Source organism: Halobacteriovorax sp. RT-1-1 (assembly GCF_047085455.1).
Classification (GTDB): domain Bacteria; phylum Bdellovibrionota; class Bacteriovoracia; order Bacteriovoracales; family Bacteriovoracaceae; genus Halobacteriovorax_A.
Genome location: NZ_JBKIXZ010000001.1, coordinates 636,979 through 663,922 on the forward strand (window position 1 = coordinate 636,979; position 26,944 = coordinate 663,922).

Annotated in this window: 23 protein-coding genes; 17 read left to right on the forward strand and 6 right to left on the reverse strand. The window is 35.9% G+C overall.

The window, feature by feature from the left end:
• Window positions 1-128: 128 nt before the first annotated feature.
• The 9 genes from ACMAWV_RS03250 (at window position 129) to ACMAWV_RS03290 (ending at window position 10,887) form a co-directional block, all read left to right on the forward strand.
• A complete protein-coding gene (locus ACMAWV_RS03250; RefSeq protein WP_103218908.1) occupies window positions 129-1,658 on the forward strand; it encodes a lytic transglycosylase domain-containing protein in 1,530 nt (509 codons plus the stop codon).
• Between the two features lie 128 nt (window positions 1,659-1,786).
• A complete protein-coding gene (locus ACMAWV_RS03255) occupies window positions 1,787-2,923 on the forward strand; it encodes a hypothetical protein (protein WP_103218909.1) in 1,137 nt (378 codons plus the stop codon).
• Window positions 2,924-3,076: 153 nt separating this feature from the next.
• Window positions 3,077-4,330, forward strand: a complete 1,254-nt coding sequence (locus tag ACMAWV_RS03260; RefSeq protein ID WP_412469949.1) for a hypothetical protein — start codon at window positions 3,077-3,079, stop codon at window positions 4,328-4,330.
• 178 nt (window positions 4,331-4,508) lie between these two features.
• Entirely contained in the window at window positions 4,509-5,459 is a 951-nt protein-coding gene (locus tag ACMAWV_RS03265; protein WP_368667190.1) for a porin, read from the forward strand.
• 284 nt (window positions 5,460-5,743) lie between these two features.
• Window positions 5,744-6,706 carry a hypothetical protein gene (locus tag ACMAWV_RS03270; RefSeq protein WP_412469948.1) on the forward strand — a complete coding sequence of 321 codons (963 nt, stop codon included), beginning with the start codon at window positions 5,744-5,746 and terminating at the stop codon, window positions 6,704-6,706.
• Window positions 6,707-6,809: 103 nt separating this feature from the next.
• Window positions 6,810-7,805: a hypothetical protein gene (locus ACMAWV_RS03275; RefSeq protein ID WP_412469947.1), complete on the forward strand. Its 996-nt coding sequence runs from the start codon at window positions 6,810-6,812 to the stop codon at window positions 7,803-7,805.
• A gap of 61 nt (window positions 7,806-7,866) precedes the next feature.
• Window positions 7,867-8,847 carry a hypothetical protein gene (locus ACMAWV_RS03280; RefSeq protein WP_412469946.1) on the forward strand — a complete coding sequence of 327 codons (981 nt, stop codon included), beginning with the start codon at window positions 7,867-7,869 and terminating at the stop codon, window positions 8,845-8,847.
• 109 nt (window positions 8,848-8,956) lie between these two features.
• A complete protein-coding gene (locus tag ACMAWV_RS03285) occupies window positions 8,957-9,832 on the forward strand; it encodes a hypothetical protein (RefSeq protein ID WP_412469945.1) in 876 nt (291 codons plus the stop codon).
• 68 nt (window positions 9,833-9,900) lie between these two features.
• The gene (locus ACMAWV_RS03290) at window positions 9,901-10,887 is read left to right on the forward strand and encodes a hypothetical protein (protein WP_412469944.1); all 987 of its coding nucleotides are present in this window, start codon (window positions 9,901-9,903) and stop codon (window positions 10,885-10,887) included.
• Here the strand turns inward: ACMAWV_RS03290 and ACMAWV_RS03295 are convergent.
• Both ACMAWV_RS03295 and ACMAWV_RS03300 read right to left on the reverse strand, forming a co-directional pair.
• Window positions 10,884-11,360, reverse strand: a complete 477-nt coding sequence (locus ACMAWV_RS03295; RefSeq protein WP_233189732.1) for a tRNA (cytidine(34)-2'-O)-methyltransferase — start codon at window positions 11,358-11,360, stop codon at window positions 10,884-10,886. The genes ACMAWV_RS03290 and ACMAWV_RS03295 overlap by 4 nt on opposite strands.
• A 12-nt stretch (window positions 11,361-11,372) precedes the next feature.
• Window positions 11,373-12,881, reverse strand: a complete 1,509-nt coding sequence (locus ACMAWV_RS03300) for a leucyl aminopeptidase (RefSeq protein ID WP_103218917.1) — start codon at window positions 12,879-12,881, stop codon at window positions 11,373-11,375.
• A gap of 101 nt (window positions 12,882-12,982) precedes the next feature.
• Here ACMAWV_RS03300 and ACMAWV_RS03305 point away from each other — a divergent pair, with 101 nt between their 5' ends.
• The gene (locus ACMAWV_RS03305) at window positions 12,983-14,164 is read left to right on the forward strand and encodes an LptF/LptG family permease (protein ID WP_103218918.1); all 1,182 of its coding nucleotides are present in this window, start codon (window positions 12,983-12,985) and stop codon (window positions 14,162-14,164) included.
• Here the strand turns inward: ACMAWV_RS03305 and ACMAWV_RS03310 are convergent.
• From ACMAWV_RS03310 to ACMAWV_RS03320, 3 genes are all read right to left on the reverse strand, one after another.
• Window positions 14,161-15,282, reverse strand: a complete 1,122-nt coding sequence (locus ACMAWV_RS03310; RefSeq protein WP_412469943.1) for a helix-turn-helix domain-containing protein — start codon at window positions 15,280-15,282, stop codon at window positions 14,161-14,163. The genes ACMAWV_RS03305 and ACMAWV_RS03310 overlap by 4 nt on opposite strands.
• Window positions 15,283-15,298: 16 nt before the next feature.
• Window positions 15,299-16,102 carry a tetratricopeptide repeat protein gene (locus ACMAWV_RS03315; protein ID WP_158246932.1) on the reverse strand — a complete coding sequence of 268 codons (804 nt, stop codon included), beginning with the start codon at window positions 16,100-16,102 and terminating at the stop codon, window positions 15,299-15,301.
• Window positions 16,103-16,199: 97 nt separating this feature from the next.
• Window positions 16,200-17,348, reverse strand: a complete 1,149-nt coding sequence (locus ACMAWV_RS03320; protein WP_412469942.1) for a class I SAM-dependent RNA methyltransferase — start codon at window positions 17,346-17,348, stop codon at window positions 16,200-16,202.
• Between the two features lie 65 nt (window positions 17,349-17,413).
• On the opposite strand from ACMAWV_RS03320, the gene ACMAWV_RS03325 reads away from it, so the two are divergent.
• The 5 genes from ACMAWV_RS03325 to ACMAWV_RS03345 all read left to right on the forward strand — a co-directional run bounded on the left by ACMAWV_RS03325 (window position 17,414) and on the right by ACMAWV_RS03345 (window position 23,659).
• Window positions 17,414-19,144, forward strand: a complete 1,731-nt coding sequence (locus ACMAWV_RS03325) for a TrkH family potassium uptake protein (protein WP_158246933.1) — start codon at window positions 17,414-17,416, stop codon at window positions 19,142-19,144.
• A 20-nt stretch (window positions 19,145-19,164) separates the two neighbouring features.
• Complete coding sequence (locus ACMAWV_RS03330; RefSeq protein ID WP_021266154.1) at window positions 19,165-19,860, forward strand: potassium channel family protein; 696 nt, start codon at window positions 19,165-19,167, stop codon at window positions 19,858-19,860.
• 30 nt (window positions 19,861-19,890) lie between these two features.
• Window positions 19,891-21,123, forward strand: a complete 1,233-nt coding sequence (locus tag ACMAWV_RS03335; RefSeq protein WP_412469941.1) for a HAMP domain-containing protein — start codon at window positions 19,891-19,893, stop codon at window positions 21,121-21,123.
• An 89-nt stretch (window positions 21,124-21,212) separates the two neighbouring features.
• Entirely contained in the window at window positions 21,213-23,036 is a 1,824-nt protein-coding gene (gene lepA, locus ACMAWV_RS03340) for a translation elongation factor 4 (protein ID WP_146037906.1), read from the forward strand.
• 2 nt (window positions 23,037-23,038) lie between these two features.
• On the forward strand, window positions 23,039-23,659 hold the full coding sequence (locus tag ACMAWV_RS03345; RefSeq protein ID WP_103218924.1) for a hypothetical protein: 621 nt from the start codon (window positions 23,039-23,041) through the stop codon (window positions 23,657-23,659).
• Window positions 23,660-23,664: 5 nt separating this feature from the next.
• Here the strand turns inward: ACMAWV_RS03345 and ACMAWV_RS03350 are convergent, their stop codons facing one another.
• Window positions 23,665-24,657: a lysylphosphatidylglycerol synthase transmembrane domain-containing protein gene (locus ACMAWV_RS03350; protein WP_103218925.1), complete on the reverse strand. Its 993-nt coding sequence runs from the start codon at window positions 24,655-24,657 to the stop codon at window positions 23,665-23,667.
• Window positions 24,658-24,737: 80 nt separating this feature from the next.
• Between ACMAWV_RS03350 and ACMAWV_RS03355 the strand changes: the two genes are divergently transcribed.
• Complete coding sequence (locus ACMAWV_RS03355; protein WP_103218926.1) at window positions 24,738-26,051, forward strand: UDP-glucose dehydrogenase family protein; 1,314 nt, start codon at window positions 24,738-24,740, stop codon at window positions 26,049-26,051.
• Window positions 26,051-26,857: a nitrilase-related carbon-nitrogen hydrolase gene (locus ACMAWV_RS03360; protein WP_412469940.1), complete on the forward strand. Its 807-nt coding sequence runs from the start codon at window positions 26,051-26,053 to the stop codon at window positions 26,855-26,857. Before ACMAWV_RS03355 ends, ACMAWV_RS03360 begins: the two co-directional genes overlap by 1 nt.
• Window positions 26,858-26,944 lie beyond the last annotated feature (87 nt).

A 26,944-nucleotide genomic window follows, 5' to 3' on the forward strand; every position in this document is an offset into this window, starting at 1 on the left:
GTACTTAACCGAAAAAATCTTTTCCTCGTTGACTCAGACACGACAATTTGAAAAAATATGGGAACCCCAAAGTTGGGTTCCCGAATATTTATGAAAACGAAATACGCACATATAGTTAAGGAAGATCGATGAGAATTAATGGATTAATTTTACTGGTAACCTCCCAACTGCTCTTTTCATGTATCTCTGTTGAGAAAGATGTCCCGAGCCCGAAGGACATTTCTGAAGTTGTTGAAACAGATGCTGAAATTGAAGCAGATGCGGAATACTCAGAAGAAAAAATCATCGCTCGTAGTGCAAAGCACGGAGCAGAGTTCTCGAATGATCAGATTGTTGGTTCTGCAAAGATTGAACATCCAACAACTCATGAACTTAAGACTTACTTCCTATATGGAGCTGAGCATTTAAATTTAGAAAATAATTATTTTGATATTCCTGTTGTTTACAATGCGGCAGTTAAGAAATGGATTAAGTATTTTACTACACGTGGCCGTGGCTTCTTTGAGAGATATTCTGCAAGAGCTGGAAGGTATGCTCCGATCCTTTCTAAAGTTTTAAAGGATAATGGTCTACCACAAGACTTAATCTTTTTAGCAATGGCCGAATCTGGATTTCAAACAAAAGCTAAGTCGTGGGCAAAAGCGGTAGGGCCTTGGCAGTTCATGCCTTATACAGGTCGTCGTTATGGACTTGAAGTTAACTGGTATGTTGACGAGAGACGTGATCCAATCAAGTCTTCAATTGCTGCTTCAAAATATTTAAGAAAACTCTTTAATCAATTTGGTTCTTGGGAGCTTGCTGCAGCATCATATAATGCTGGTGAAGGAAAGATGTCTCGTGCGATTCGTCGCTATCGTACAAAGAACTTTTGGCAAATCAGAAAAGGCCGTTATTTAAAACCAGAAACAAAGAATTATGTTCCTAAAATTATGGCGCTAGCTATTATTGGAAAGAACTTAAAGTCTTTTGGTTTTGAAGAGATCGATTGGCATGAACCACTGGATTTTCAAGAAATCTCTGTTCCTGGTGGAGCGGACTTATTCGAAATTGCAAAAGATTTAAATATTGAATTTGATGATCTTCATTACTTAAACCCAGAGATTCAAAGATGGTTCACGCCACCAACACACAAAACTTACACGTTAAGAGTTCCTGTTGGAAAAAGAGAGCAGTGGGCAAGTTGTTGTACTGAAAAGAATTACGTCGCTAGCCAGGATGTTTTTCAAAAGTATCGTGTACGAGGTAAGAGAACTCGTTTAAGTGATGTTGCTCAAAAATTTAAAATTAAAGATAAAGAAGTTCTTACTTGGTTAAACGATGATTACAAATCACATCGTTCAAGAGTTAAGCGCGGATCTTACGTAACACTGCCATTTAGAATAGGACAGAGTAAGAAAGATAATATGTACGCAGATCTCTATGATAAACCTCGTAAGTCTGTTGTAAGAAAAAGAAAATATAGTAATCGCATCAGATTAGCGAAACAACGTGGAAAGAAAATTAATAATCCAACTCAATACTATACTGTTCAACGTGGAGACTCTTTATGGTCTGTATCACGTAAAACAGGTGTAAGCCTTGATACTCTAATTGTTTCAAATTTAAATATTATCAAGAAGAGACAAATTAGAGCAGGCGATAGGCTCGTCATTAAATAATCTAAAAATGTAAGAAAAAAATAGTGAAATTACCTGAAACCACGCTTTAATGCGTGGTTTCGCTATTTTAATTCCAAAAAAAATACGTTATTGTATTGCCAAACACAACACACAAGGAATTTGGTACTATGGCCTATAGCGATATTCTTAAACTTAAAAAAGTTGAAGTAAAACAAGAAGAGAAGACATTCATTAAAAATTTGATTGTTGGAAGTGATATCTTTGCAATTGATCTATTCGATCATTTAAATAATTTAGATGCAACAAGTGTAAAGCTTCTTTCTGAAGAAGAGGTAACTGAAGATAATTTCAAGCTAATGGGACCGTCACTAATCCGCGGTGAAGGAAATATTTCAATCTTAAAAGATCTAGGACTTGTTGAAGAGACACCAATCAATAGTTCATGTTTTTACAAAGATTCTAAATTTCACCCGTTTGGATCTCGTACAAAGCCGATGCCACTACTGTGGGGGGAAGAGAGTTATATTGATAATCATATTCAATTATCGCCATCGCAACTTCTTCCATCGCTTAGTAAAGAAGGACTTCTAGAGAGAATTAAAACTAATAGTTTTAATCTTAGAATTAAAGAAATCTATCGTACAACTCCTGAAGAATTAATTGATCAAGCATTTTGGAAAGTATGCCTAACAAATGGTCTAATTATTGAATGTGAAAATTTATATTGGGGAGAGTCTCCTGCTAAGTTTTTAGAGCTCTTTCAAGATAAGAAGACACTTTCAAGCGAGTTCATTGAATTTTGTGAAAGTACATCGACACCATGTTCTCTTTATGTTCACTTAGACTTAAAAGAGAAAATTACAAAAGATGAAGAGTCGCAAACTTATTTCTTTCCATTATCTTTTACGCACGATTGGGGACACTTTATCGGTGAGATTTGTGAATCTGAAAGTGAAGGATATGCTCAAACGGCCAAATTTGTTACTTTTGTCGATAAAGAAGAGAGCACGGAGGAAGATATTTCTAAAAAAATCAATCTTCTGAAGAAAAACCTGGCCAAGAATTTTGACGCTTTTAATGAGAATGAGTCAAAAGAGCGTGTGGTTTTAAGAGACTATTCTTATTGTCCGGATATTGACGATTCTTCAATAGAGGATGGAACTCTAAACGAAGATCACCTTATTTTCTTTAGTTTTAACGCTCCTTTGAAGCAGGCGGCGACAAAGAATGATACGTTCGTAGATTCCTGGATGTCGTCAAAGTTTCTCGCAAGAGGAATCGCTGTCCAAGCAAAAATAAAATAAAAAATACTTATATCAGCCCTGGGATTGCGAATTCTTTAGCAATTTCAGGGTGTTGACATTCATCCCATCTCCTTCGAAAATTTAAGAACTAACATTTTTTAATAAGAGTTTACTTTTTGAACTCATGGAATTTACTCACTCAAGGAGAGGAATATGAAAAAGGTATTTTTAGGTGCCGCTACTTTAGCTCTTTTAAGCACAAGTGCTTATGCTACAAAAGCAAGACTTCTTGCTCTTGGTGATGAAGTTGAAGACAACTACTACACAATGGATGATCGTTATATCTTCACTAACGCTTCATTTGTAAACAACTATGGAGATATGGTTGTATATGAATTTGGTGACAATGGAGTATCTAGCTACTCAGCAGCTAACCCTGCAGCAGTAGATGCTGAACACGCAACTCTCGATACTGACCAAAACCCAAAGGCTCAAGGTGGATTCCTTAAGAAGCACGGAAAGTTTACTTATGGTGCTTTCCTAGGAAACGAGTCAAACGTTTCTGCACTTCTTAGAATTGTTGCTTCAGATGGTGATTCAGCGGGTAACTACCTAGCAACTGCTGATAACCAATTAGATCTATTCTTTGGTGGACAAGCTGGTGTTAACTGGGGTGTTAACTTCTTATATGCTGGTGCTGAAAAGAAAAACTCTGCAGGTAACGAATTAGAAGATTCTGCAATGGCAATTAGATTTGGTGTTAACAAAGATAACTGGGATGCATATGCAAACGTATCTCTTCAGTCTGAGTCAGAAAATAAAGCAACAGGTAACAAGTTTGATGGTCAACTTGGTATGCAGTTTGGTGGTTCTTATACTTTCAATAAGGATCTTAAAGTTTACGGATCTGTTAAGAAATTTGATTGGGAACAAACTCACGGAGCATCAGTTCCAGTTCTTGCAGCAACAAATACAACTGATGGTGGATTCACTAGATTTGATGTTGGTGCAGGTAAGGAATACACTGCTTCTAACGACACAACTGTATTCGTTAGAGCTCAACTAACAAAAATTGATATTGAACTTAAGTACGCACAAAAAGCAGAGCTTAGTACAATCAATATTCCTCTAATTATTGGTTTTGAATCAAAAGCTAATGACTGGTTAACTCTAAGAGGATCTGTTAAGCAATCTCTATATGGTAAAGCTGACTCTAAAAACCTAGGTATCCTACTAGTTGGTACAGATGGTTCTACAGTTTTTGGATCAGACGTTGCTGGTCTTAAGGCTGCTGGTATTGGTTCTTATAGTGGTAATTTCCTTTCAAACGGTGAAGTATCAATGGAAAACACAACTAATGTTAACCTAGGTGCAACACTTACTTGGAATAAGATCGCAGTTGATACACTTGTTGGATCAATGAATGATGATGCTTATACAAGATTTGCAGTTAAGTATAACTTCTAATTAAAATTTTTGATTGTATACAGAAGGCCGTGGAAGTGTAACCACGGCCTTTCTTAAAAAAAAGTAAAAAAAAATTGCACAGAAAAACAAAAAGGGTATAATTTAGTAAATTATTTTTTTAAATCGAACTAGAACGCTAGTTTAAATAAAACAAAACAAGGAGTAAGTTTTGAAAAAAATGACAGGTATTATCGCAATGGCAGTACTTTCTTCTGCAGCATTTGCAAACACAATCGTTCCAGAAACTTCACGTGATGGAAAAACTAAGAACTCTTCAGTTATCGCTACAACTGGTGAAATGAGAACTTTCGTAGCTGGTGAGTATAACTCAAAAACTACAGAAGCTGATACTGCTGGTGCACAAGAAGTTGATACAACTAACATGAATGTTTACGGTGCATGGTCAAACAAAATGATCTCTGTAGAAGCAGACATCAACATGGGTGAAGATGCAGATACAGATAACGATTCTTACGGTGTACAAGCTGCATACAGAATCAATAAGCAATTTGCTGTTGGTCTTGGTTACACAATGATGGGTGAAGATACAACTCCAGAAACTGATATGTCTAAACTTGAAATTGCTGGTTCATACAACATGAATGACCTAGTAATTGGTGCTTCATTTGCAATCACTTCTTATGAGCAAGGTACAACTGATGGTTCATTCAACACTCTTACTGTAGGTGTTGGTTCAAACGCAAACAATATGTCATGGGAAGCAGGTCTTACTTACGATATGGAAGAAGATACTGACCTAGACGTTGGATCAAAAATTGGTCTATTCGCTGGTATGACTAAAGTTGTTAACAACATCGAACTTGATGGTGATCTTTCATACAAGACTGGTGATGTAACTTCAGCTGGTGGTGACTATACTGCTCTAGGTTTCAACTTTGATGCAGAATTCCTAGTAGGGAAAATGTTCTACATCACTCCAGGTCTTAACTACTCAAGCGAAGACGTAGCTGGTACTGAAACTAACCAACTAGACCTATCTGCTGACTTTGGTTACAGAGCTAACAAAATCGATGCTACTTTTGGTATTGACTATGCTGTTATGGCTGAGTCAAACAACGTTGATTTCGATTCAATGGCTTGGAAAGTTAACGTAGCTTACAACTTCTAATTTTAATTTTAAAATTTAGAATATACGTGAAGGGAGACTTAGGTCTCCCTTTTTGTTTGCGGCCATCCGCAGGAGCGGATGACGCAATTCAACCCAGAGGCGACCACGAAGGGAGCCTTCGGGTACGGTCTTTGCAAAATTAAGTAGCTCATTATTGAATGAAGCTCTTAGTTGTAAATATAAAAACTGCACCCCTCTAAGTTTCTTTTTTTTAAATTAAATTAAGTTTTTATTTTTTTCATCTTAGTTGAAAATTTGCATATACAACTTTTATGGAGGAATAAATGAAGAATATCTTTATGGCCGCAACTCTAGTTGGGCTTACAACGACAGCGTTTGCGAATACGATAGTTCCCGAAACGTCACGTGACGGTAAAACAAAAAATAATTCAACAATTGCAGTAACACAAGAGATGAGAACCTTTGTTGCAGCCGAGTATAATTCATCAAACTTAGAACCAGATGGTGTCGCTGATATTGAAACTACAAATTTTGACCTCTACGGAGCTTGGTCAAATAAGATGATGTCAATCGAGGCAGATCTAAATTTTGGAAATGTTGATACTGGTGCTACTGATACTGATAGTAATACATATGATATCAAAGCAGGCTTCAGGTTATCAGATCAATTTGCTCTCGGTATCGGCTATCAAATGGTTGATACAGATCCTGATAGTGAAGATACAGTTATTGAGATAGCAGCTTCATTTAATATGAATGATCTAATTATTGGTGGGTCTTTTAGTCTTGTGGATGAAGATAATGGAACTATAGATGGTTCTCATAATCGTATCATCTTAGGTGTTGGTTCAAATAAAGATAATATGTCATGGGAAGCGGGACTTCAGTTTGATCTTGAAGAGAAAGATGATGCTATTAAGTCTCCTAGTCGTACAAAAATCTTTGCGGGAATGACTACTGTATTAGATAGCACAGAGCTTGATGGTGATATTGATTACACAACTGGAGATTTCACAACAGCTGGTGGTGACTACTCTATGTTTCATTTAAATTTTGATGCTGAATTTATGCTACATAAGATGTTCTTCATTGCTCCAGGTATTGAATATACACTTATTGATAATGATGGAACAGACACAAAGCAACTCGATCTTTCTGCAGACTTTAGATATCGTATGAACGGAATTGATGCGACATTCGGTATTGACTATGCAATTATTGGAGAAGTAGGGACTGTTGACTTTGATGACTTAGGTTGGAAAGTTAATGTAGCTTACTTATTTTAAAATACTGACTTTAAGCAAATATTTGTCATAAAAAGGGAGATTTTCATCTCCCTTTTCTCTTTGTATAATCTAATAAAATATTCATACGCCCTAGGAGTTCGAGTTGAAGTCGAAAAATATCTTATGTCTAAGTGTACTTTCACTTATTAGTACTAATGTAACTGCAAATTTTATTCTTCCTGAAATTTCACGTGATGGTAAAACTTTAAACACGTCTGTTATTGCATCATCGCAAGAAAAGAGAAATTTTGCGGCGGCTAAGTATGAATACTTAAGCGTAGAGAGTGATACGACTCCAGTAGTTGAAATTAAACAAACTGTTCCAGGTGTTTTTGGTGGATTTTCTTCAAATGGATTCAATGGACAGTTAACTGTTGATATACCTACTTTCGATATTGAAGGTTCTAAAAATCATGCAACCAACTTCTCATTTCTCGGCGGATACCAAGTAAATAAGAAGCTAACTTTAGGGCTTGGTTACACAAAGTCTGAATTAGATATTTCAACAGATGAAAGTATTATTTCTGCCGGTGGAAGTCTTAAAGTTAATGACAAGGTTTTAGGAGGTTCTGTTGAATTCGTCGAAAACAAAACTTCTTCAACGAAAGGTGGATTCTTCGTTCTAAGTGCAGGCTTTGGTCAACAAGATTCTAAAAATAGTGTCGAAGCAGGTGTGCAACTAAAGACTGAAGGCACTGATGATTTAACAACTGGTAAGAGATTCACTCTTTTTAGTGGCATGACTAAAGTTGTTAACGGTATTGAAATTGATGGTAGCTTTACATATGAATTTGGAAACTACTTAAAAGATGAAGATAATACGACAGATGGAAATAACTTTAATGCTCTATACTTCGAATTTGATGCTGAATTCCTATTAGGATCAAACTTCTATATTACTCCGGGAATAAATTATTCTGCCGAAAATGCGCCAGGTGTCTCAAGTGATACTTCTGACGTAAGACTTAAAACAGATTTCGGCTATCGCACAAAAAGACTAGATGCAACAATCGGTGCAAGCTATATCTTTGTCGGTGAAGAAAACGATATCGACTATGATGGCCTTGGTTGGTCACTAAATGTAGGATATTTGTTTTAATTAATTTAATTTAAAGTATAATATTTCTTAATATTTATTTTATTGCTTCAAGGAGGAAGATTTGAAGAAGTTTATTAGTGCAGTTGCTCTAGCAGCACTTTCGACATCAGCATACGCAAATGTATTAATGCCAGAAATTTCACGTGATGGTAAAACAAAAAACACATCAGTACTTGCTGTTTCTCAAGACAAAAGAAGCTACATTGCTGGTCAATATACTTCTCAGGCCCTTGAAACTGATACGACACCTTCTATTGATCTTGATATTACAGTAACAAATTTATTTGGTGCAGTTTCAACTGATACATTTTCATTTGAAGGTTCTTATGCAAAAAATAAAATGGAAGCTATGGGATCAGAGCAAGATCTAGCAGAACTTAATTTACTAATGGGATTTAGAACTGGTGGAAACCTAACTCTTGGTCTAGGACTATCTGTAGATGAATTATCAGATACTATTGACGACACTATTATTGAAGCTGGTGGAACAATTGTTGTTAATGGAACAACTCTAGGTGCTTCACTTGCTCATCATATGGTAGATGCTGTTTTAACAGAAGGTGACTACACTGTTCTTACTCTTGCTTTTGGTAAGCAAGATAAATCTGTTTCTTGGGAGACAGGAATTCAATATACAACTAAAGGGAACGACGCTGTTCTAACAGATACTCGTTTAGGTGTATTTGCCAATGGGACTATGATTGTAAATAATGTTGAATTAGATGGATCACTTACTTATGAGTACGGTGATTACTTACAAAACCGTGCAACAGACAACGACTATTCTCAACTTGAAATTTCTCTTGATGCAGAATTCTTAGTAGGTCCAACTTTCTATATCACTCCAGGTATTTATCACTTAAGTACTACATTACCAAAAGCCGCTGACTCAGATACATCAATTCTAGGTGTAAAATCAGATTTCGGTTATAGAGCAAATGGTCTAGATACTACTTTTGGACTAAGCTACTCAACAGGTGAGTTAGAAGGTATCGACGCTGATGGTTTAGGATTTAATCTTAACGTTGGTTATAAATTCTAAGATTTATTTATAAATTTTATATGTAGATGGGGAGGCTTTGGCCTCCCTTTTTTTATTTTAATTTTCTCCTATAATTCTTTTTCAAGTTATTAAAATTAAAGGAGTAATTTTGAAAAAAACACTAAGTACTATTTTATTATCAACACTAACTTTATCAGCAGCTGCTAATACAATAGTTCCTGAAACTTCACGTGATGGAAAAACTCTTAATAATTCTGCAATTGCAGTTTCGACTCAGCAGAGAAAATTTGCAGGTGCAATGATCGAAGATACTGAAGAAACTTCAGGACTTGCAGCTTTTGGTGCATATTCATATAAGAACTACTCAGCAGAAGGTGTTCTTGATTTTGGTGATGGCTATAATTCAATTAATGCAAAAGGTGGGATGAAGTTATCAAATGACTTGGCCATTGGTCTTGGAATTGACTTCAATAGCTTTGATTCAGATGCAAAAGATATGGCCGTTGAACTTGCTGCTTCAACAAAATGGAATGACTTTATTGTGGGTGGTTCTGTAACTTATAACTCTCAAGATTTAGTAATTGTTGATGGAAGCTTTCTTTCTCTAACTGCAGGTCTTGGTCAAGTGAATAAGAAGATGACTTGGGAAGCGGGAATGACTTATTCATTATCATCAGATGATCTAGGGCGTGATGATACGTTAAATCTTTTTGGTGGTTTAACAATGATCGTTGATAAAGTTGAATACGATGCAGATATTTCTGTTTCATCGACTGATGGCTTAAATATTTTCTCTGATAATATTATCTCTCTAACTGGTGATGCTGAAATTTTAGTGAAAGATCGATACTACGTAACTCCAGGTGTTATGTGGGATATCGTGGATTACGATTTTGAATTCGATAACTTAGCTGTTTCAGGTGATTTTGGTTATCGTAAGGATAAAATTGACGCGACTGTAGGTGTTGATTTCTTTCTAGGTGGAGATCTGAACTTAAAAGTAAACGCAGTTTATTTCTTCTAAATATCAGGGAGGTTTTGACCTCCCTTTTTATATCCTCTAGAATAAAATCAAATTATTTAAGAGGGATTATGAAAAGACAAATTTTTGGACTATCACTACTATTAACATCAACTGCATTTGCAAATCGAGTTATGCCTGAGATCTCTAAAGATGGTAAAACGAGACATAGCTCTTCAATGGCCGTAGCAAATGATCGTAGACAATTCTTTAACACACAATTCGAAGGCGGAAGTGCAGAGATTCAGGATATTGACACTCTTGATAGTTCAGACTTTGACATTAATGGTGCTTTTGGGAACCGTGTATTTTCAGCAGAGTTTTCATATAATGACAATGTTGGATTTGCACAGACTCAGCCAATTATCACAGAGGTTGGCCACAATAGAGAAGCTGTTCTTCTTATGGGATTTAGACCTGTTGATTTAGTTTCTTTTGGTTTTGGATATAGAAATATTGAAAGAGACCTTCAAAATAAAAATATCAATACATTCGAAGTTGAAGCTTCAACTATGTTTAATATTAATCGTGTAAGCTTTGGTGGAGCCTATAAATACGTAAAGCCAAATTCAAAAAAGCATGGTTACTACACTGATCTAACACTTGCTGGTGGCTATCTTGATGAAGTTCTATCTGCTGAAGCTGGTCTTAGTATTAAAACAAAAAGCCAAGAGCTTAATCGTGGAACAAGAAAAGAATTTTTTATTGGTGGAACAAGAAAACATAGTAACTTAGAGTTTGATACTGATTTTGAATATGAGTCAGGAGATAATGGATACGCTTCAGGTGATTATAAGAGAATGAAGTTTAACTTCGATCTTGAAGTTCTTTATACAAAATATCTCTATGTTACTCCAGGTATTGAATATCGAAAACTTGATATTAATAACTCATCATCTGAACAAATCTATACTTCTATGGATTTTGGATATCGTGAAGCGGGGATGGATATAACTCTAGCTTTTGACTATCTTGCTGATGGTAGTCTTGAGATTGCTAATCAAGATATCAAGCTAGATCAATATCGAATTACACTTGGTATGGGTTATCAATTTTAATATTGAATAACTCTTAATGCTTCGTAGGCCACAGTCGTGGCCACGTTTGAGAGATTTAACGATCTCACATGCTCTGAAAACATTGGAAGACAAAATAAACGATTAGGGTAGCTATCAAAGATATGCTTTGGTAGCCCTTTTGTCTCTGAACCAAAGACAAGATAGCAGCCTTTAGTGTAGTTTCGTCCATAGAAATGATTTTCTATGGCCGTCTTTGTATAGAAGAAAAGATTTTCTTCATCTGGCTTTTCATTTTCTATGAATTCTTCCCAGTTTTCGTATTCTGCAACTTCAACATATTTCCAATAATCAAGTCCCGCGCGTCTGACGGCCTTCTCTGAAAGATCAAATCCGTAAGGCTTAATAAGGACAAGTCTTGCACCAAGAGCGATACAAGTACGCCCTATACTCCCGGTATTTCCGGGAATATCTGGCGCATATAGAACAATGTTAAAAATTGCGTTACTACTCACTGGGATGACTTCTTAGTTTTGCTTTAAGAACTCTACAAGAGATCTAATCACAGTTCCTGAAGCACCTTTTGGTGGACAGTATGGTAGGTGAGATTGAGAGTCACCAACACCTGCGATATCAAGGTGTGCCCAAGCAATATCATTTTTGATGAATTCTTGTAGGAAAGCAGCAGCTTTAGCTGTACCACCAAAAGAAGAACCACCGATATTTTTAAGGTCAGAGATTGTACCTTTCATGTCTTTTGTCCACTCAGGGATAATTGGAAGTTCCCACATATACTCATCCGCTGATTCAGCAGCTTTAAGAAGGTTTGCAGAAAGCTTTTTGTCATTTGACATAAGACCACAAACTTCAGTTCCAAGAGCAACTAGACAAGCACCAGTAAGAGTTGCAGCGTCGATGATTGCATCTGGTTTTAGATCACAAGCATAGTCTAGACAGTCAGCAAGAACTAAACGTCCTTCAGCATCAGTGTTTAGGATTTCAACTGTTTTACCATTTCTAGCTTTTACAATTGAGTCTGGCATCGTTGCATCAGCGTTTACTGCGTTATCAGTCATACCTAGGATACAAGTGATTTTTACTGGAAGTTTCATTTTAGCAGCAGCTCTAAATGCAGCATAAACAGTTGCAGAACCTGCCATATCAAACTTCATATTCATCATTGATCCACCTGGCTTAAGAGAATATCCACCAGTATCAAAAACTAAACCCTTTCCTACGAAAGCGATGTGCTTCATGTTCTTAGTAGCTTTTGTTGGAGTATAAGTAAGGTGAACAAGTTGAGCATCGTATGCAGAACCGTTGTTAACAGATAGGAAAAGATCCATTTTTTCTTTCTTAAGCTCTTTCTTTCCAAGGATCTTACACTTTACACCTGCGATACCTTCAACATCTTTTTTAACACGCTTTGCGTATTCAGTTGAACGTAGAACGTTTGGTGGCTCGTTAACAAAGTCACGTGCAACATTGATCGACTCAGTAACAAATTGTGAATCTTTGATAACTTTATCAAAGTCTTTCTTCTTTGCAGCTTTTTCAGCAGTATCAATGATTACTTCTTTAAGAGCAGCTGGCTTTGATTCTGAAAGATACTTATCAAATTTATAAGCAGACATTTCAAAAGCTTCAACTAGAACTGCTAGAGACTCTTCTTTTTTTGTTTTAAAAGTAAACGTATCAAAAGCTACAGCAACTTTCTTATACTTAGAAACAAGTTTATAAGTTTTCGCTAACTCTTTTCTAATGTCTTCAGTTGTAACTTTAGTTTTGTCACCAAGTCCAACAACTAATACGTCGCTACCATAGTGGTTGAAAGCATAAGTAGTACCTTTTGTACCATTGTAATCAACTGAGCTATTCATTGATTCAAAAGTAGCTTTAAGCTCTTTTGGCCAACCTGTAAGAGCTACAGTTTCTACTTCTTTTTTACCTTTTTTTGTTTTTGTTGAATAAGCACCAATTACATAACAATCAGCACTTGAATTTTCTTTAGAATTTAAATTCAAAGTGAATTTCATATTTGCTCCTTAAAAGGGGGTTTCAAAGTGATTTAAGAGGGTATAAACTAGCAGTAACTATACAAAAAGACAAAGTATGACAACAGTCGCTAAGGGTTTTCATGGACGCAGTCAAAAAGATCAAAGATTTAATCCCAACTAAGATATTTCAAAGATACCTTGCGTCAAACTTTATTGTCCCTTTTGCGATGAGTCTTACTTTCTTTGTTGCCTTCCTCTTAACGACACAACTGTTCAAATTCATGAGGCTTGTGACAAAAAAAGGTGTAGGAATTTTTCAATTTTTAGAAATTCTTGGCCATATCTCTATTAGTTTCATCCCAATGGCGACTCCGTTATCGATTCTTTTTGCAATGATCTATACACTAAATAAATTAAGTGAAGACTCAGAAATTGTTGCATTGAGGGCCATGGGAATTAATAAGCACAGAATTTTTTCTCCTTATTTTATTATCTCAATTCTTATTGCTGTCTCTGTCGTTTCTTTAAATACGAATATGATTCCTACTTCAAAGAAAATATTCAGGAATACTTTTAAGCAACTTGGATCAAAGGGAATTCTGACAGATATTAAAAAAGAACAATTTTTTACAGAGATTCCTGGGGTAATTCTTTTTGCTGAAGATGTGAAGGATGATGGAAAGATATTAGAAAATGTTTTTTTGAGAATCTCTTCTAAAGATGGTGTTGATAAAGTAATTATGGCCAAACAAGGAGTCTTGAATAAGCCAAAGTCTGATGGAGACTCAAGTGGTTTAAATATTAGATTTGATTTTTTCAATGGAAGTATTATTTCTATTGATAAAGAAGGCCATGAAGTAGAAAAAATTCTATTTGAAACGTATGAATATCCAATAGTAACAGGTCAGAGTTTTTCGAGTGTTAACAAGGCAAGTATGATGTCATCTAACGAGCTGAGAAGACATATTAGAAAGCTAAAGGGCCAATTAAAAAATACTAAGACGAAGAAGATAAAGGATAAGCTAGAAGATGATATAAGAAAGGGAAATATTGAGTATTGGGAACGTTTTACGATACCTATTCAATGTATTGTTTTTGCTCTTTTAGGCTTTGTCTTTGGTGTAAAAAAGGGGAGAGGTGCAACTCGTAATACTAGTGCATTAGCTCTTTTGGTAACGATTGTTTATTACACCCTTTATTTCTCTGGTGTGTCTGTTGCTAAGAAAAGTAATTTACCAATCCCATTAGTCCTGTTCTTACCAGCGGTAGTCACAGGAGCTATTGGAATTAGTTATTATAAAAAATTAGATTGGAATTCTTAGTTTTGAGAATTTTCTTTTTGTTCTAAATATTCTTTAGATGTTTGAACACCACCGTTTTTATCAAAAATAAACAGTGGTAACTTGTAATCTTTTGCAATTTCAACAGGGAAAACTAAGCTTTTGACCCCTGAGCGAGAATTCATACCTAGTAGTTCACCATTATAAAATACGTTTAGAGCATCAATATTTCCTAGGCGAAGTAGAATCTTATCACCCTTAATTAGAAGATACCTTCCTTCTTTAAGCGTGAACTTTTTGATTGGATCTTCATCACTTTGATAAACAATCCAAGAATCACCAGTCATAGCTTTTAGAAAAATATTTTGTTTTCCATCTTCAAATGCAGCTCTGATATTTGCTGGAATAATCTCATTCTTCTCATCTTCTGAGATATCCTTGAATGCAAAGAGTGGAGAAGGAAGATTGTAGAAATTAAGCTCTTTTTCTTCTTTTTCTTCTACCTTTTTTTCTTCTGGCTTTTCTTCTTTTTTAGTTTCAACGATAACTTCAGGTTTTGTCTCTTCTTCTACTTGCTCAGTAGCATCTTCACTTGTTGCTTTTTGTGAAGTTGTTTCTGTCTCTTCAACGCTTTCTTCTTGTAGCGGAGTGTTCTCATCTAACACTTGTGCTTCGACAACGACTTCTTTAGTTTCTTCACCAGTATCTACTTCTCTGGATTTATCAAGATTAATAAAAATAAAAATACCAATAGAGAAGGCCGCAACAACACCTAGTAATTTATATTTTAGAGAGTCCGAAATCTGTACTTCTTTTTTAACAAGATCCTGCTTCTTCTCTACGTTTGCTTGAGGGAAGTCTGTTGCTTCAAGCGGTTGTATCTGTTCACTTGCAGTTTCGCCATAAAGCTCTTCAAGCTTTCTTGTTGCTTCTTCGACATCAATGTCATAAGTTTTTGCCAGTGTCTTAACGAAACCTCTTACGTAAGCGATATTAGGTAATCGCTCGACGTCGTCCGCTTCAAGTGCCGAAAGGTTTGTTAGGTTGATTCTAGTATGTCTGCTTACTGCTTCGATACTTAGATCTTTCTTATCTCTGGCCTTTTGGAGATATTTTCCTAGAGATAGGTTTTGGGCTTCTTTTGCAACTTCCTGTTCCATTATTACGCCTTTTTAATTATAAATTATCAGTTTCAAATTTGTTTGAGTAATAAACATTCTTCATTAGATTATTCTTGATTACTAAGCTTCTTTTCGCATAATCAGTTCTTGGGAACTGCTCAATAATTTCGTTGTAAAGAGGTAGTGCCTTCTTAGCTTCACCAAGAGAACGATAAATTTCTGCAAGTTCAAACTTTGGTGCAATCTCTTTCTTACATTCACCTGTTGTTGCAATATTTAAGTTCTTGATGGCCTCTTTGATATTTCCATCTTTCTTATAGATTAGGGCCAATTGATAAGGAGCAGGACAATAGTCTAGTGTGTAGCCAGTAACTTCTTGAAGGTACTTAACTGCTGCATCTTTGTTTCCTCTCTTAAGTTCTATAAGAGATAGGTTGTACTTAACTCGATAGTTGTAGCGATAAATAAGGTCTTTTAAAACAATTTTGTAGTGCTCTTCTGCTTTATTGTAATCACCTTCTTTGAAATAAATTGAAGCAAGGTTATTTCTAGCGTCTGAGTTTTTATTATCTATTTTAATCGACTGATTAAAGTAGAACTTTGCTTTTTCTGGTCTATTTTTAAAGTAGTATGCAAGACCAAGATTGTTTAAAGTTTTTGTATCATTAGGATTTAATTGATTCGCATTCTCTAAAGCTTCAAGTGCTTGAGAGTAATCCTTATCGATCATTTTTTGAGTACCATATGTATAGAAGAGCTCTGCCTTCTTTAACTGTTCTGCTTTCTGATTCGAAGAACATGAAGTCGTCATGATTCCAATTAATGTTGCAAATAGAAAAGTAACTGTAGTTCGTTTCATCATTTCACCAAAAACGTTAGATTAAAAAGAGAATATACTCTTTAATTGTAATGGCTTTCAGTGCCCATTACAATGTTAATCTAAGAACTTACAATCGTTACCTATGCGCAAAGAAGATAACTGATTCAAAGTGTCGGGTACCAGGAAAAAAGTCGAACATGTGCGACTCTTCAATACGATATTCTGATTGAATTTTATGGGTATCTCTGGCCAGAGTTTGGTTATTACAACTGACATATACGATATGTTTTGGCTTTAGGATTTTAGTGAATTCATCAATATTTTTAAGTCCACTTCGAGGAGGATCAATTACAAGAAGATCAATTTCTGTAATTGCCATTTCCTCTAGCTTCTTTATGGCCGTGTGGTGGTAGATATCTAATTCAATATATTCCTGATGCTCTTTATTTTGTAACTTGATAAATTTAGTCGGAGTTGCATCCATGACAACAGTACGATGTGAAAGTGCTTTTGTAATATTTCCGCTTCCTCCAAATAAATCAACAGTGATAGAGGAGTTACTTGTGACTTTACTCATATATTCATTAACTAGTGTTAATAGGCGTTCATTCATCGGTGGATTTACTTGTAAGAACCCTTCCGCTGAGTAGTAGGAATCAAATGTTTTTAAAATTTTTCCATCTCGTTGAAATAATTCAACATGGCCTTTGCTTTTTTTTGCATCACTTTGCCAGTCTTCATGAAGCACTGCTAATTCACTATTAATGTCATCATTTGCCATTAAACAATTTTTAATTGTAATGATTTTAGAATTTGAATCGTTAAAAAAGCCAAGAGAGTTGTCCTTCTTATTATAATGAAGTTGAATACGATTTCGATATTTATAGCGTTCGTCTGCTTTATGAATAATCAGAGATTCACTTAAGTCGATTTTAAATTGGCGACTAAAGTTGTCGAGATAAGCTTTCTTTTTAAACTCAATCTCATTTTCATAACTAGTATGTAGGAAGTGACAACCTCCACACTCGCTATAGTAAGGACATTCAGAATCAGTACGTAATTGAGACTTCTTAGTTAATTCAGTTAAGCTTGCAAATTGAATACTTTTCTTAGACTTGTATACAAGGGCCTTTCCTTCTTCTCCGGGAAGTGTTTTTTGAATAAAAGCAATTCCATTTGATTTTGAAACTCCTTGACCAAGAGAGTCGAGGTGTTCGACTTTGAAATCGATTGGGAAAGTTTTTGGAAACTTGATCTCTTTGTTTGGTTTCTTCTTTTTAGTCATAGGAAAATATGTCTCAATCTGCTATAAGTATCAACTTAGCTAAATTAGTAATATTATTAAAGAATATGGCATCATTATTACAAAAATTGTCATTCCTGTTTGAACTTTTTTTCAACGGTAGTTTTATCCTCTTATTCACTCTCTACGATAATAAGAAGATCCCGGCCAGTTGGAATCAAAAGTTTATCGTGAATACCCTAGACTTAATGGTTTGGGTAGTCCCAATTGCCATTGCTTTAACGGTTATTAAGAACATGATTGAAGCAAAAAATGGTGAAGACTTTTTTCGTCGATATTCATTTTCTTTACTCGTATTTATACCGACACTCATTACTTGGGGTGATTTAAAGTTTACCTATTTGCTCGCCAGCGCGCACTTACTCTCGACTATTTTATCTTTATATGATGATGGGGGAGAGCCAACAAATCGAGAGTATAAGAATCGTTTTGATACGCTCTTTAGTAAAATCAAATTAACGTCTGCTCAGCTTGTTCTCTTCACCTTTGGTGGGGTTATCATGGCAGGGACTTTATTACTCATGCTTCCTCTCTCTGCTGCAGATGGAGTAAGTATCAGTTTTGTGGATGCCCTCTTTACTGCAACCTCGGCAACTTGTGTTACAGGACTTTCAACCCTTGGAACGAATACGAGTTTTAGTGTGGTCGGACAATTGGTCATCTTAGGACTAATTCAAATTGGTGGTCTTTCCATTATGACCCTTTACTCTTCTATGGCCATTGTTCTAGGTCGATCGATGAAGATGAAAGATCGTATCATCATGCAGGACCTTCTCGATGTTTCTTCTCTGGAAGAGCTCTTTGCTATGATTATCAATATTGTTAAATATACTTTTATTATTGAGCTTTGGGGGGCCATTATCTTAACGATTGGTTTCACTTTCGAAGGCTTTGAATTTGGCCAGGCAATGTACTACGGATTCTTCCATAGTGTTTCTGCATTTTGTAATGCTGGTTTTGCTCTATTTGATAACTCTCTTGAAAATTATGCTACTAATCCATTAATTCACGGAACTATTGCAATTCTTATTTCTCTTGGAGGAATTGGTTTCATTGCTCTAAAGGAATTAAAGGAAGTTGTCACTAGAGAGAAGACGATTGTTCGTTTAGGGATGCACACTAAAGTTGTTCTTATAACTTCATTAGCTCTTACTGTTGGTGGTGCAATTTTTATTTTCTTTGGAGAGTTTCTTGGTGCTCTCGATAGCTATAATCTTTGGGAGAAAATTCAGATTTCTGTCTTCCAATCAATTACCCTTAGAACTGCGGGATTCAACACGATTCCTCTGACGAATCTTCATTCGTATACGATTTATATGATGGCCATGTTTATGTTCATCGGTGGTTCACCAGGTTCGACGGCCGGTGGGGTTAAGACGACGACTCTTGCTATTCTTGTTCAGTCTATTATATCAACACTAAAAGGTGATAAAAACGTTATGATGTTTGATCGCAAAATTGCTGGACCTGTTGTTGTTAAGGCAACAGCACTTATGTTCATCTCTATTGTCGTTTCAACATCATTTATTTTTATCATGATGAAAATAGAGCCAAATCAAAACTTCTTACCACTTTTCTTTGAAGTTCTAAGTGCAGGGGGAACAGTTGGGCTCACTCTTGGAGTTACTCCATTTTTAACAGTCGCAGGGAAAGTCGCAATTTCTATTCTGATGCTTATTGGACGTATTGGTCCTTTAACTCTAATCTTAGCAATTGGTGAGAGACAGAAATACTCAGGTAAATTAGACTACCCTGACGGACGAATAATGATTGGTTAAAATTAGATAAAGGATTTTATATGCTAGTTGCTGTTATCGGGCTAGGGACATTTGGAGCAAAAACTGCGGTTGGACTTTTTGAAAAGGGAGCCGAGGTAATTGCTATTGATAAGAATGATGAGCTCGTTGATAAAATTAAAGACCGTACAACACACGCTGTTGCACTAGATGTTACTGATGAAAGATCTCTACGATCTGTAAATATTTCTGACGTTGATACTGCGGTTGTTGCCATTGGTGACAATATTCAGATGTCGATTATGGCCGTAACAATGCTTCGAAAGCTTGGTGTAGGTCGTGTAATTGCCCGTGCTACTTCAAAACTTCACGAGCACGTTCTTCATGAAATTGGTGCTTCTGAAATTATTAAAGTTGAAGAGGAGATGGGGGAAATCGTCGCTTCTAAGATTATTGCTCCTCACGTTCTTCAGCGTTATAACTTTGCGGCCGGATATTCTATTGTCGAGCTTAAGCTTGGAAAGAAATTTGAAGGAAAAACCCTGGTAGAGAGTAAGATTCGTCAAAACTATTCACTTAATATTGTTGCCCTTCAAAAGAAGGTTCCATATATCACTGAAGACGGTAAGTCTGCTTATCGTATGGAAATTAACGATTGTCCAATGCCGATGGATATTATCGAATCAGATGACATCGTTGTTCTAGTTGGAAGTGAAAAGAATTTTAATAAACTTTTTGCTGATCTTGAGGATGCATAAGTCTTTGACGTCGCATAAAGGGGAATAATTTTGAATTTATCACTAAGAAATCGAGTCGCCTGGAGTTTTTCATTTGCAGCAGCAGTTGTAATTCTTCTAGCGTTCATCGTTTTTTATCATTTAAATAACCTCAATAAAGAAATTGAGTCGATTACTGATCGTTCAAATAAAGTAACTCTTATTACTGACGAGGTTAGGATTTCAGCGGTTGCGATTTTAAAGAATCAAAGAAGGATTCTCACAAAAAAACCAACTCCAGAGATGGTGGAAAGAATTCTAAACCTTTGTGAGTCTTTTACATCACAACTTCAAAGACTTGATACTCACTACGATGAACCAGAGGTTAAAAAGATTATTGGACAAATGCTCTCTTATACCGATTCATTGAAGGTTATTCTAAGTAAAGCTTCTCTATTCCATCGAAATAATATCGGAATGACTTCCATAGGTGAGCTGGCCGATAAAATTCTTGATGCATTCTCTGAGTTTCAAGACATTCAGTATTATCAGAATGTGGAAAGAGAAGAGAAAATTAAAGGAATCATCAACGAAACTAAACGCAAGATGATGATTACTCTAATTATTGCATTTCTTTGGACGATTATTTTAGGTCTAGTTATCCCTGGTAAAATTGCTTTACCATTTAAGAAGATTAAAGATGCTATTCGAGAGCTACAAGATTGTAACTTCGACGTTTCGATCTACTATTCGCAAGATGACGAGATTGGAGAGATTGCTCAAGAGATGAATAAGATGATTCACTCTTTCAAAAAGTTTGAAGAGTTACGTGCAGATAAGATTATTGTAGAGAATAGAAAGTTTGATGTACTTGCCAATATGGTTAAGAGACCTGTTCTTTTAACAAATGCCAAGGGTGAGCTCATGTATATGAATAATCAGATTTACCAACTTCTTCAGGTTCAATCAGAAGATACAATTGGTAAAGTGATGACAGATTCAATTATTCCTCAGTGCATCATTGAAACATATGAACTTGCCATTAAGCGTCGTTCTAAGATTGAAAACCAGGAAATCAAAATCGCTAAGCGCGATGACTCAGCTAAATCAGATAAAGAGATTGGAGATAAGATTTCTGTAAAGGTTGATATCGAAGGGGATGAAGCAGGTGAGTCTCATGAAGATATCGAGGAAGTAGTTGAATATATTTACGAAGGCTATGCGTCAGTAATTCCAATTCGTGGACGCGACTCGTCACTAGATTATTACTTAATGGTAATGTCAAAAGAAGTTCAGGCATCTTAAGTATTTAGGTGCCTCAAAACTCTCGAAAATATAGTTATCCCTAGAAATATGTGCTATGATTCGTGGAATTTAGCGGAGTTATAGATACAATGATTGATAGGAAACTAATTCGAAATTTTTCCATTATTGCACATATTGACCACGGGAAATCGACTCTTGCGGATCGTTTAATTGAAAAAACAGGTTCAATTACTGATCGCGAGAAATCTGATCGTATTCTCGATAATATGGAGCTTGAAAAAGAGCGTGGGATTACCATTAAGGCACAAACTGTTCGATTGAACTACAAGGCCCGCGATGGACAGACTTACTACCTAAATATCATCGATACTCCGGGTCACGTTGACTTCTCATATGAAGTTTCAAGATCACTTGCTTCTTGTGATGGTGCTCTTCTTGTTGTTGATGCCTCTCAAGGTGTTGAAGCGCAAACTCTTGCTAACGTTTATATGGCCATGGAAAATGATCTTGAAATCATGCCTGTCCTTAATAAAATTGATCTTCCTCACGCAGATGCAGAACGTGTAAAGCAAGAGATTGAAGATGTTGTTGGTATTGAAGCATTAGATGCTGATGAAGTTTCAGCTAAGTCAGGACTTGGTGTAGAAGACCTACTTGAATCGATTATTGAAAAAATCCCTTGTCCTAAAGGGGACCCAAATAAAGATCTTCAGGGTCTAATTTTTGACTCATGGTTTGACCCGTATCAGGGTGTAATCTTCTTACTCAGAGTGGTTGAAGGTACGATTAATAAGAAAGATATTATCTATCTTAAGAATTCAGATCAAGAATATGAAGTTCTTAAGCTTGCTGTGAACACTCCGTTCTTTACTGAGGTAAAAGAACTCGGTGCCGGTGAAGTTGGGATGGTTATCTGCGGTATTAAAAATATTCGTGACGTAAAGGTTGGGGATACAGTTGTTAATGCTAAGAAGAAAGATACGCCAAGTTTAGGTGGATACGAAGAAGTAAAGCCAATGGTTTTCTGTGGTATCTTCCCTGTTGAATCTCATGATTATGAAGTATTAAAAGATGCTCTAGAAAAACTAGCGCTAAATGATTCTTCATTTACATACGAGCCTGAAACATCTCAGGCACTAGGCTTTGGTTTCCGTTGTGGATTCCTTGGTCTACTTCACATGAATATTATTCAAGAACGTCTTGAGCGTGAATTTAGTTTAAATTTAATTTCAACTGCACCTTCTGTGTCTTATAAAGTTAAGATGAATGACGGTGAGATTGTTGATGTTGAAAACCCTTCAACAATGCCTGAGCCTGGAAAATTTGAAGAAATTACTGAGCCGGTTGTTTCAATCTCAATTCACGTACCAAACGAGTTTGTTGGTAAGATTATTCGTCTATGTGAGGAAAAGCGCGGTATTCAGACAGATATGAAATATATTACTGAAGAGCGTGTGCAGGTTACTTATGATCTTCCACTAAGTGAGATGGTTTTTGACTTCTATGATAAGTTAAAAAGTTACACTAAGGGATATGCATCGATGGATTACGAGTTCAAAGGTTATCAAGCCTCAAAACTTGTTAAGGTTGATGTCCTTTTAAATAGTGAGAAAGTTGATGCTCTATCAATTATTTGTCACGTTGATAATGCATACTATAAGGGTCGTGATCTTGTAGGGCGATTAAGAAAGATTATTGATCGTCAGCAATTTGATATTGCCATTCAGGCTGCAATTGGTGCTAAAATTGTTGCTCGTGAAACTGTAAAGGCACTTCGTAAGAACGTACTTGCTAAGTGTTACGGTGGTGACGTTTCAAGGAAGAGAAAACTACTTGAAAAGCAGAAAGAAGGTAAGAAGAGAATGAAGATGGTTGGATCCGTAGAAGTTCCACAAGAAGCATTCTTGGCCGTTCTTGCTGTTGATGAAGAAAGTAGTGGTGGGAAAAAATAAACATGGAAGAATTGAGAAGTATTTTAGACGATGCTGTAACTAAGTTTTCGTCGAATGAATACTATGACAAATTAAGATCAGCAAAAGAAGAGTATTTTAAGCTTGCTGGGAAATTATCGGAAGAGGATGAGGATTACGAATCTCGTATGAATGGATTCGTTTACTGGTATATCACTCAACGTGACTTCGATGATAATGGGCCACTTATTAAGAAATTTGTTAATGAAATCTCAATTGAAGAAAATCAAAAAGATTCAATGTTAAGTATTAATCATTCTCTTTTTGAATACCGTGGACAAAATCTTTTTAAAAAGCATGTCTTTAAAGACATTCTACATAATACTAAATTCTATATTCCTAAGAATGAGTTTACGTTACAACTAGTAAAAGATGACTTATTCATTGCTCGAACAATTTCTCACGAAGGAAAGACGATGTTATTAGATGATATCTCTGTTCTTCCTTATGATGCGAGAGGGCCGCTTGTTAAGGAATCTAAGAAAGTCAGAAAGCTAAATGATCGTAAAAGAGATATGCAATTTCTTTTAAGGATTGAAGCTTTAAAGACTAAGTGGCGTCAGTACGGCCATATCGATCCTAAAAAGATTTTTGTTTTTAACTAATTTACTTAATTTTCTTCAAGTGCTTCAGCTTCTTTGAAGGTGTGCTTCTTTTTCCAAAGAACGTATGGAATGACACCTAGAAGATTCACTGAAATTGCTACTAAGAAGTAGAGATTGAAAAATGAAGCACCTTTATCTTGTCCCAGTGCCTTAAAGAGCTCTTCAAAAACAAGGTGGCCAACACCTGCTCCTGCAGGAGATATTGGAATAGCTATTGAAATCAGCCCAATAGGGATAATACTAAAAAGTTGTTTAATTCCAATATTTGTATCTAGGAAAGAATGAACTAAACTCCAGAAAGCGCTAATTGCAAAGATGTGGACTATCACTGAGAGGCCAATTGATTTTAATATCACGCTTCGACTTTCACCAATTTTCCAAAACGTTTCAGTAATATTTGCAATCTTATCTCCAACAATTGGTAGAATTTTTATTAATTCAATGACATGTCTTTTAATTCTTACCGGCATAAAGAGTACTAAGACAAAACCAAGTGCACCAAGTAGAAGCATAATATTGAATGAAATGAGAGGTTTTACCTTTGGTGATAAAACGATCAGTTCCGAATAAAAATAAATCGAAGAGGAGCCACCGACAATTAAAAGGCCAATAAGGCCAATGATTCGATCAATAAGTGCAGTACTTAAAAGAAATGATCTTTTTAAATTTCGATCACAATCTCTAACATAGAGAAGTTTTAAGAAGTCACCAGTTACAACACCAGGGAGAAAAGTGGAAAAGAATTGTCCAATCAAATTAATTGGATAAATTTTCTTTATATGAATCTTTTCACTTTTTGTTTTAAGGAGAAGTGACCAGCGAAAAGCTGCAATAAATGAACCACACACTAACAGAGTAAATGAGATCAGGGCCCATGGACCATTTTCAAGTACTTTGTTTATTAGCCCAAGGTCAAGCTTGTCTGACTTTGCAAGCCATGTCAGGATAGCAATTGCGAAAACTACTTTGAGAATTGTCTGGAATGACGCCTTGAGCATACTGTTGAAGTCCTTATTTAGACTTAAAACTTAGCATAAAAGGTGCTAATCTAGTACCAATTTTTAAAAAGGATAAAAGCTTGAAAATTACAGTTATTGGAACAGGATATGTAGGTTTAGTAAGTGGAACTTGTTTTGCGGAAATCGGTCACAAGGTTACTTGTGTTGATATCGATGAAAATAAAGTTGCAATGATGAGACGTGGTGAATCACCAATTTTTGAACCAGGACTTAACGATCTACTAGAAAGAAATATTAAAGCAGAGAGACTAACTTTCTCAACAGGTCTTGAATCAGTAAAAGATTCTAAGTCAATCTTTCTTGCGGTTGGAACTCCTTCTGGAGATGATGGAAGTGCAAATCTTTCATATTTATTTCAAGCTGCCGAAGATGTAGCAAAGAATATTAGTGATGATGCAATCATTGTTATTAAATCAACAGTTCCAATTGGAACTTGTGAAAAAGTAAAAGAGATTGTTGCAAAAAATACTGACAAGAAATTTCATATCGTAAATAACCCAGAGTTCTTAAAAGAAGGATCAGCAATTGAAGACTTCATGAGACCTGATCGTGTAGTTATCGGTCACAACGACCCGTACGCAGCGCAAGCTATGGAAGAGCTTTACGAGCCATTAGTAAAACAAGGTAACCCAATTTATATGATGTCTAATCTTTCAGCAGAGATGACAAAGTATGCGGCAAACTGTTTTCTAGCGACTAAGATTTCTTTCATTAATGACATTGCAAGACTTTGTGACACTCTTGGTGCAGACATCAATGAGGTTCGCCAAGGAATCTCAAGTGATCGAAGAATTGGACCACACTTCTTATATCCGGGCCCTGGTTATGGTGGATCATGTTTTCCAAAAGACGTGAAGGCCTTAATTTATACAGCTAAAGAACATGGGCATACTCTAAGAGTCATTGAATCAACTGAAGATGTAAATGATGAGCAAAAACTTTACATGGCAACAAAAATCAAAAAGCATTTTGGTGAAGACTTAAGTGGAAAAACTTTTGCATTTTGGGGTGTAGCATTTAAAGCAAATACTGATGATGTTCGTGAGTCTCCTGCAATTTATATGGCAAAGGACCTAATCGATGCTGGTGCAAAGATTCGTTTCTTCGATCCTGAAGGTGGACCAAACTTCATGAAAGCTGTGGATGAAAAGTATCACTCATCTATTGAGCAAGTAGCTAATAAGTATGACTGTTTAAGTGGATGTGACGCTATGGTTACTGTAACTGAATGGAGAGAATTCTCTACTCCTGACTTTACTGAAATCTCTTCGCGCTTAAATGGTAAAATCATCTTTGATGCAAGAAACTTATTTAAAACAGAAAAAGTTTTAGCGGAAGGATTCACTTACTACGCGATCGGAAAGAAAATTTAATGAATGAATTGGTTATCGCCAATATTCAAATTTCTTCATCTCTCGATTATCAATCGAATCTAAAAAAAATTAAAAAATACTTATCTCAGGCAAAAGAAGCGGGGGCCCAAGTGGCCTTCCTGCCTGAGTGTTTTTATTCAATCTCAAATGGCCGCATGCCAAGTCCATACCTTGTGGAGTGGGACAATGAACACTTTGATAACATCAGGCAATTGGCCATTGATTCTGGGCTCTTCCTTGCTGGGGGCTCTGTTGCTTTTAAAAGTAATACAGCTATTTATAATAAGGCCATTAACTTGGATCCTAAAGGTTGTGTTATTGGTAGCTACGACAAGTGCCATTTATTTTCTTGTGACATCACAACTGTAGATGAACAGGGAAATGAGATTCATAAGAAAGTTAATGAAGCTGATATTTATACAGCAGGAAATGATCCTTTAATTATTGATATTCTTGGCTGGAAAATTGGTATCGCAATTTGTTTTGATCTTCGATATCCAAATTTCCTTCAGTATTACTACGATAATAAGGTCGATCTGATTACTTTTGCTTCAGCGTTCACTGTTCCTACTGGAAAGGCACATTGGCATACTCTATTACGAGCTCGTTCAATTGAAGGACAGTGTTATGTCGTGGCCAGTGCACAGAGTGGTGAAAATAATCCTGGCATTCACACTTACGGACACTCCCTTGTTATTAACCCTTGGGGCGAGATTCTTTCTGATCAAAAAAATGAAGAAGGTGTGTCTATTGTAAGACTCAAAAAAGAGCAAATTCTTGAGGCCCGTTCAAGGGTCATTCTCTAATCTAAGTATTTAAATTTATTGAAAATTGAGTAGAATTTGGAGGTATTCCACATTTATCTGCCGATAAGTCTATATGATTAGATTAAG

Excerpts from the sequence above, each read along its gene's own strand:
- ACMAWV_RS03345 (WP_103218924.1), top strand. The coding sequence starts at position 23,039 with ATGGAAGAATTGAGAAGTATTTTAGACGATGCTGTAACTAAGTTTTCG.
- ACMAWV_RS03270 (WP_412469948.1), top strand. The coding sequence starts at position 5,744 with ATGAAGAATATCTTTATGGCCGCAACTCTAGTTGGGCTTACAACGACA.
- ACMAWV_RS03360 (WP_412469940.1), top strand. The coding sequence starts at position 26,051 with ATGAATGAATTGGTTATCGCCAATATTCAAATTTCTTCATCTCTCGAT.
- ACMAWV_RS03255 (WP_103218909.1), top strand. The coding sequence starts at position 1,787 with ATGGCCTATAGCGATATTCTTAAACTTAAAAAAGTTGAAGTAAAACAA.
- ACMAWV_RS03300 (WP_103218917.1), bottom strand. The coding sequence starts at position 12,881 with ATGAAATTCACTTTGAATTTAAATTCTAAAGAAAATTCAAGTGCTGAT.
- ACMAWV_RS03325 (WP_158246933.1), top strand. The coding sequence starts at position 17,414 with ATGGCATCATTATTACAAAAATTGTCATTCCTGTTTGAACTTTTTTTC.
- lepA (WP_146037906.1), top strand. The coding sequence starts at position 21,213 with ATGATTGATAGGAAACTAATTCGAAATTTTTCCATTATTGCACATATT.
- ACMAWV_RS03330 (WP_021266154.1), top strand. The coding sequence starts at position 19,165 with ATGCTAGTTGCTGTTATCGGGCTAGGGACATTTGGAGCAAAAACTGCG.
- ACMAWV_RS03310 (WP_412469943.1), bottom strand. The coding sequence starts at position 15,282 with ATGGAACAGGAAGTTGCAAAAGAAGCCCAAAACCTATCTCTAGGAAAA.
- ACMAWV_RS03305 (WP_103218918.1), top strand. The coding sequence starts at position 12,983 with ATGGACGCAGTCAAAAAGATCAAAGATTTAATCCCAACTAAGATATTT.
- ACMAWV_RS03350 (WP_103218925.1), bottom strand. The coding sequence starts at position 24,657 with ATGCTCAAGGCGTCATTCCAGACAATTCTCAAAGTAGTTTTCGCAATT.
- ACMAWV_RS03250 (WP_103218908.1), top strand. The coding sequence starts at position 129 with ATGAGAATTAATGGATTAATTTTACTGGTAACCTCCCAACTGCTCTTT.
- ACMAWV_RS03260 (WP_412469949.1), top strand. The coding sequence starts at position 3,077 with ATGAAAAAGGTATTTTTAGGTGCCGCTACTTTAGCTCTTTTAAGCACA.
- ACMAWV_RS03265 (WP_368667190.1), top strand. The coding sequence starts at position 4,509 with ATGACAGGTATTATCGCAATGGCAGTACTTTCTTCTGCAGCATTTGCA.
- ACMAWV_RS03320 (WP_412469942.1), bottom strand. The coding sequence starts at position 17,348 with ATGACTAAAAAGAAGAAACCAAACAAAGAGATCAAGTTTCCAAAAACT.
- ACMAWV_RS03315 (WP_158246932.1), bottom strand. The coding sequence starts at position 16,102 with ATGAAACGAACTACAGTTACTTTTCTATTTGCAACATTAATTGGAATC.
- ACMAWV_RS03290 (WP_412469944.1), top strand. The coding sequence starts at position 9,901 with ATGAAAAGACAAATTTTTGGACTATCACTACTATTAACATCAACTGCA.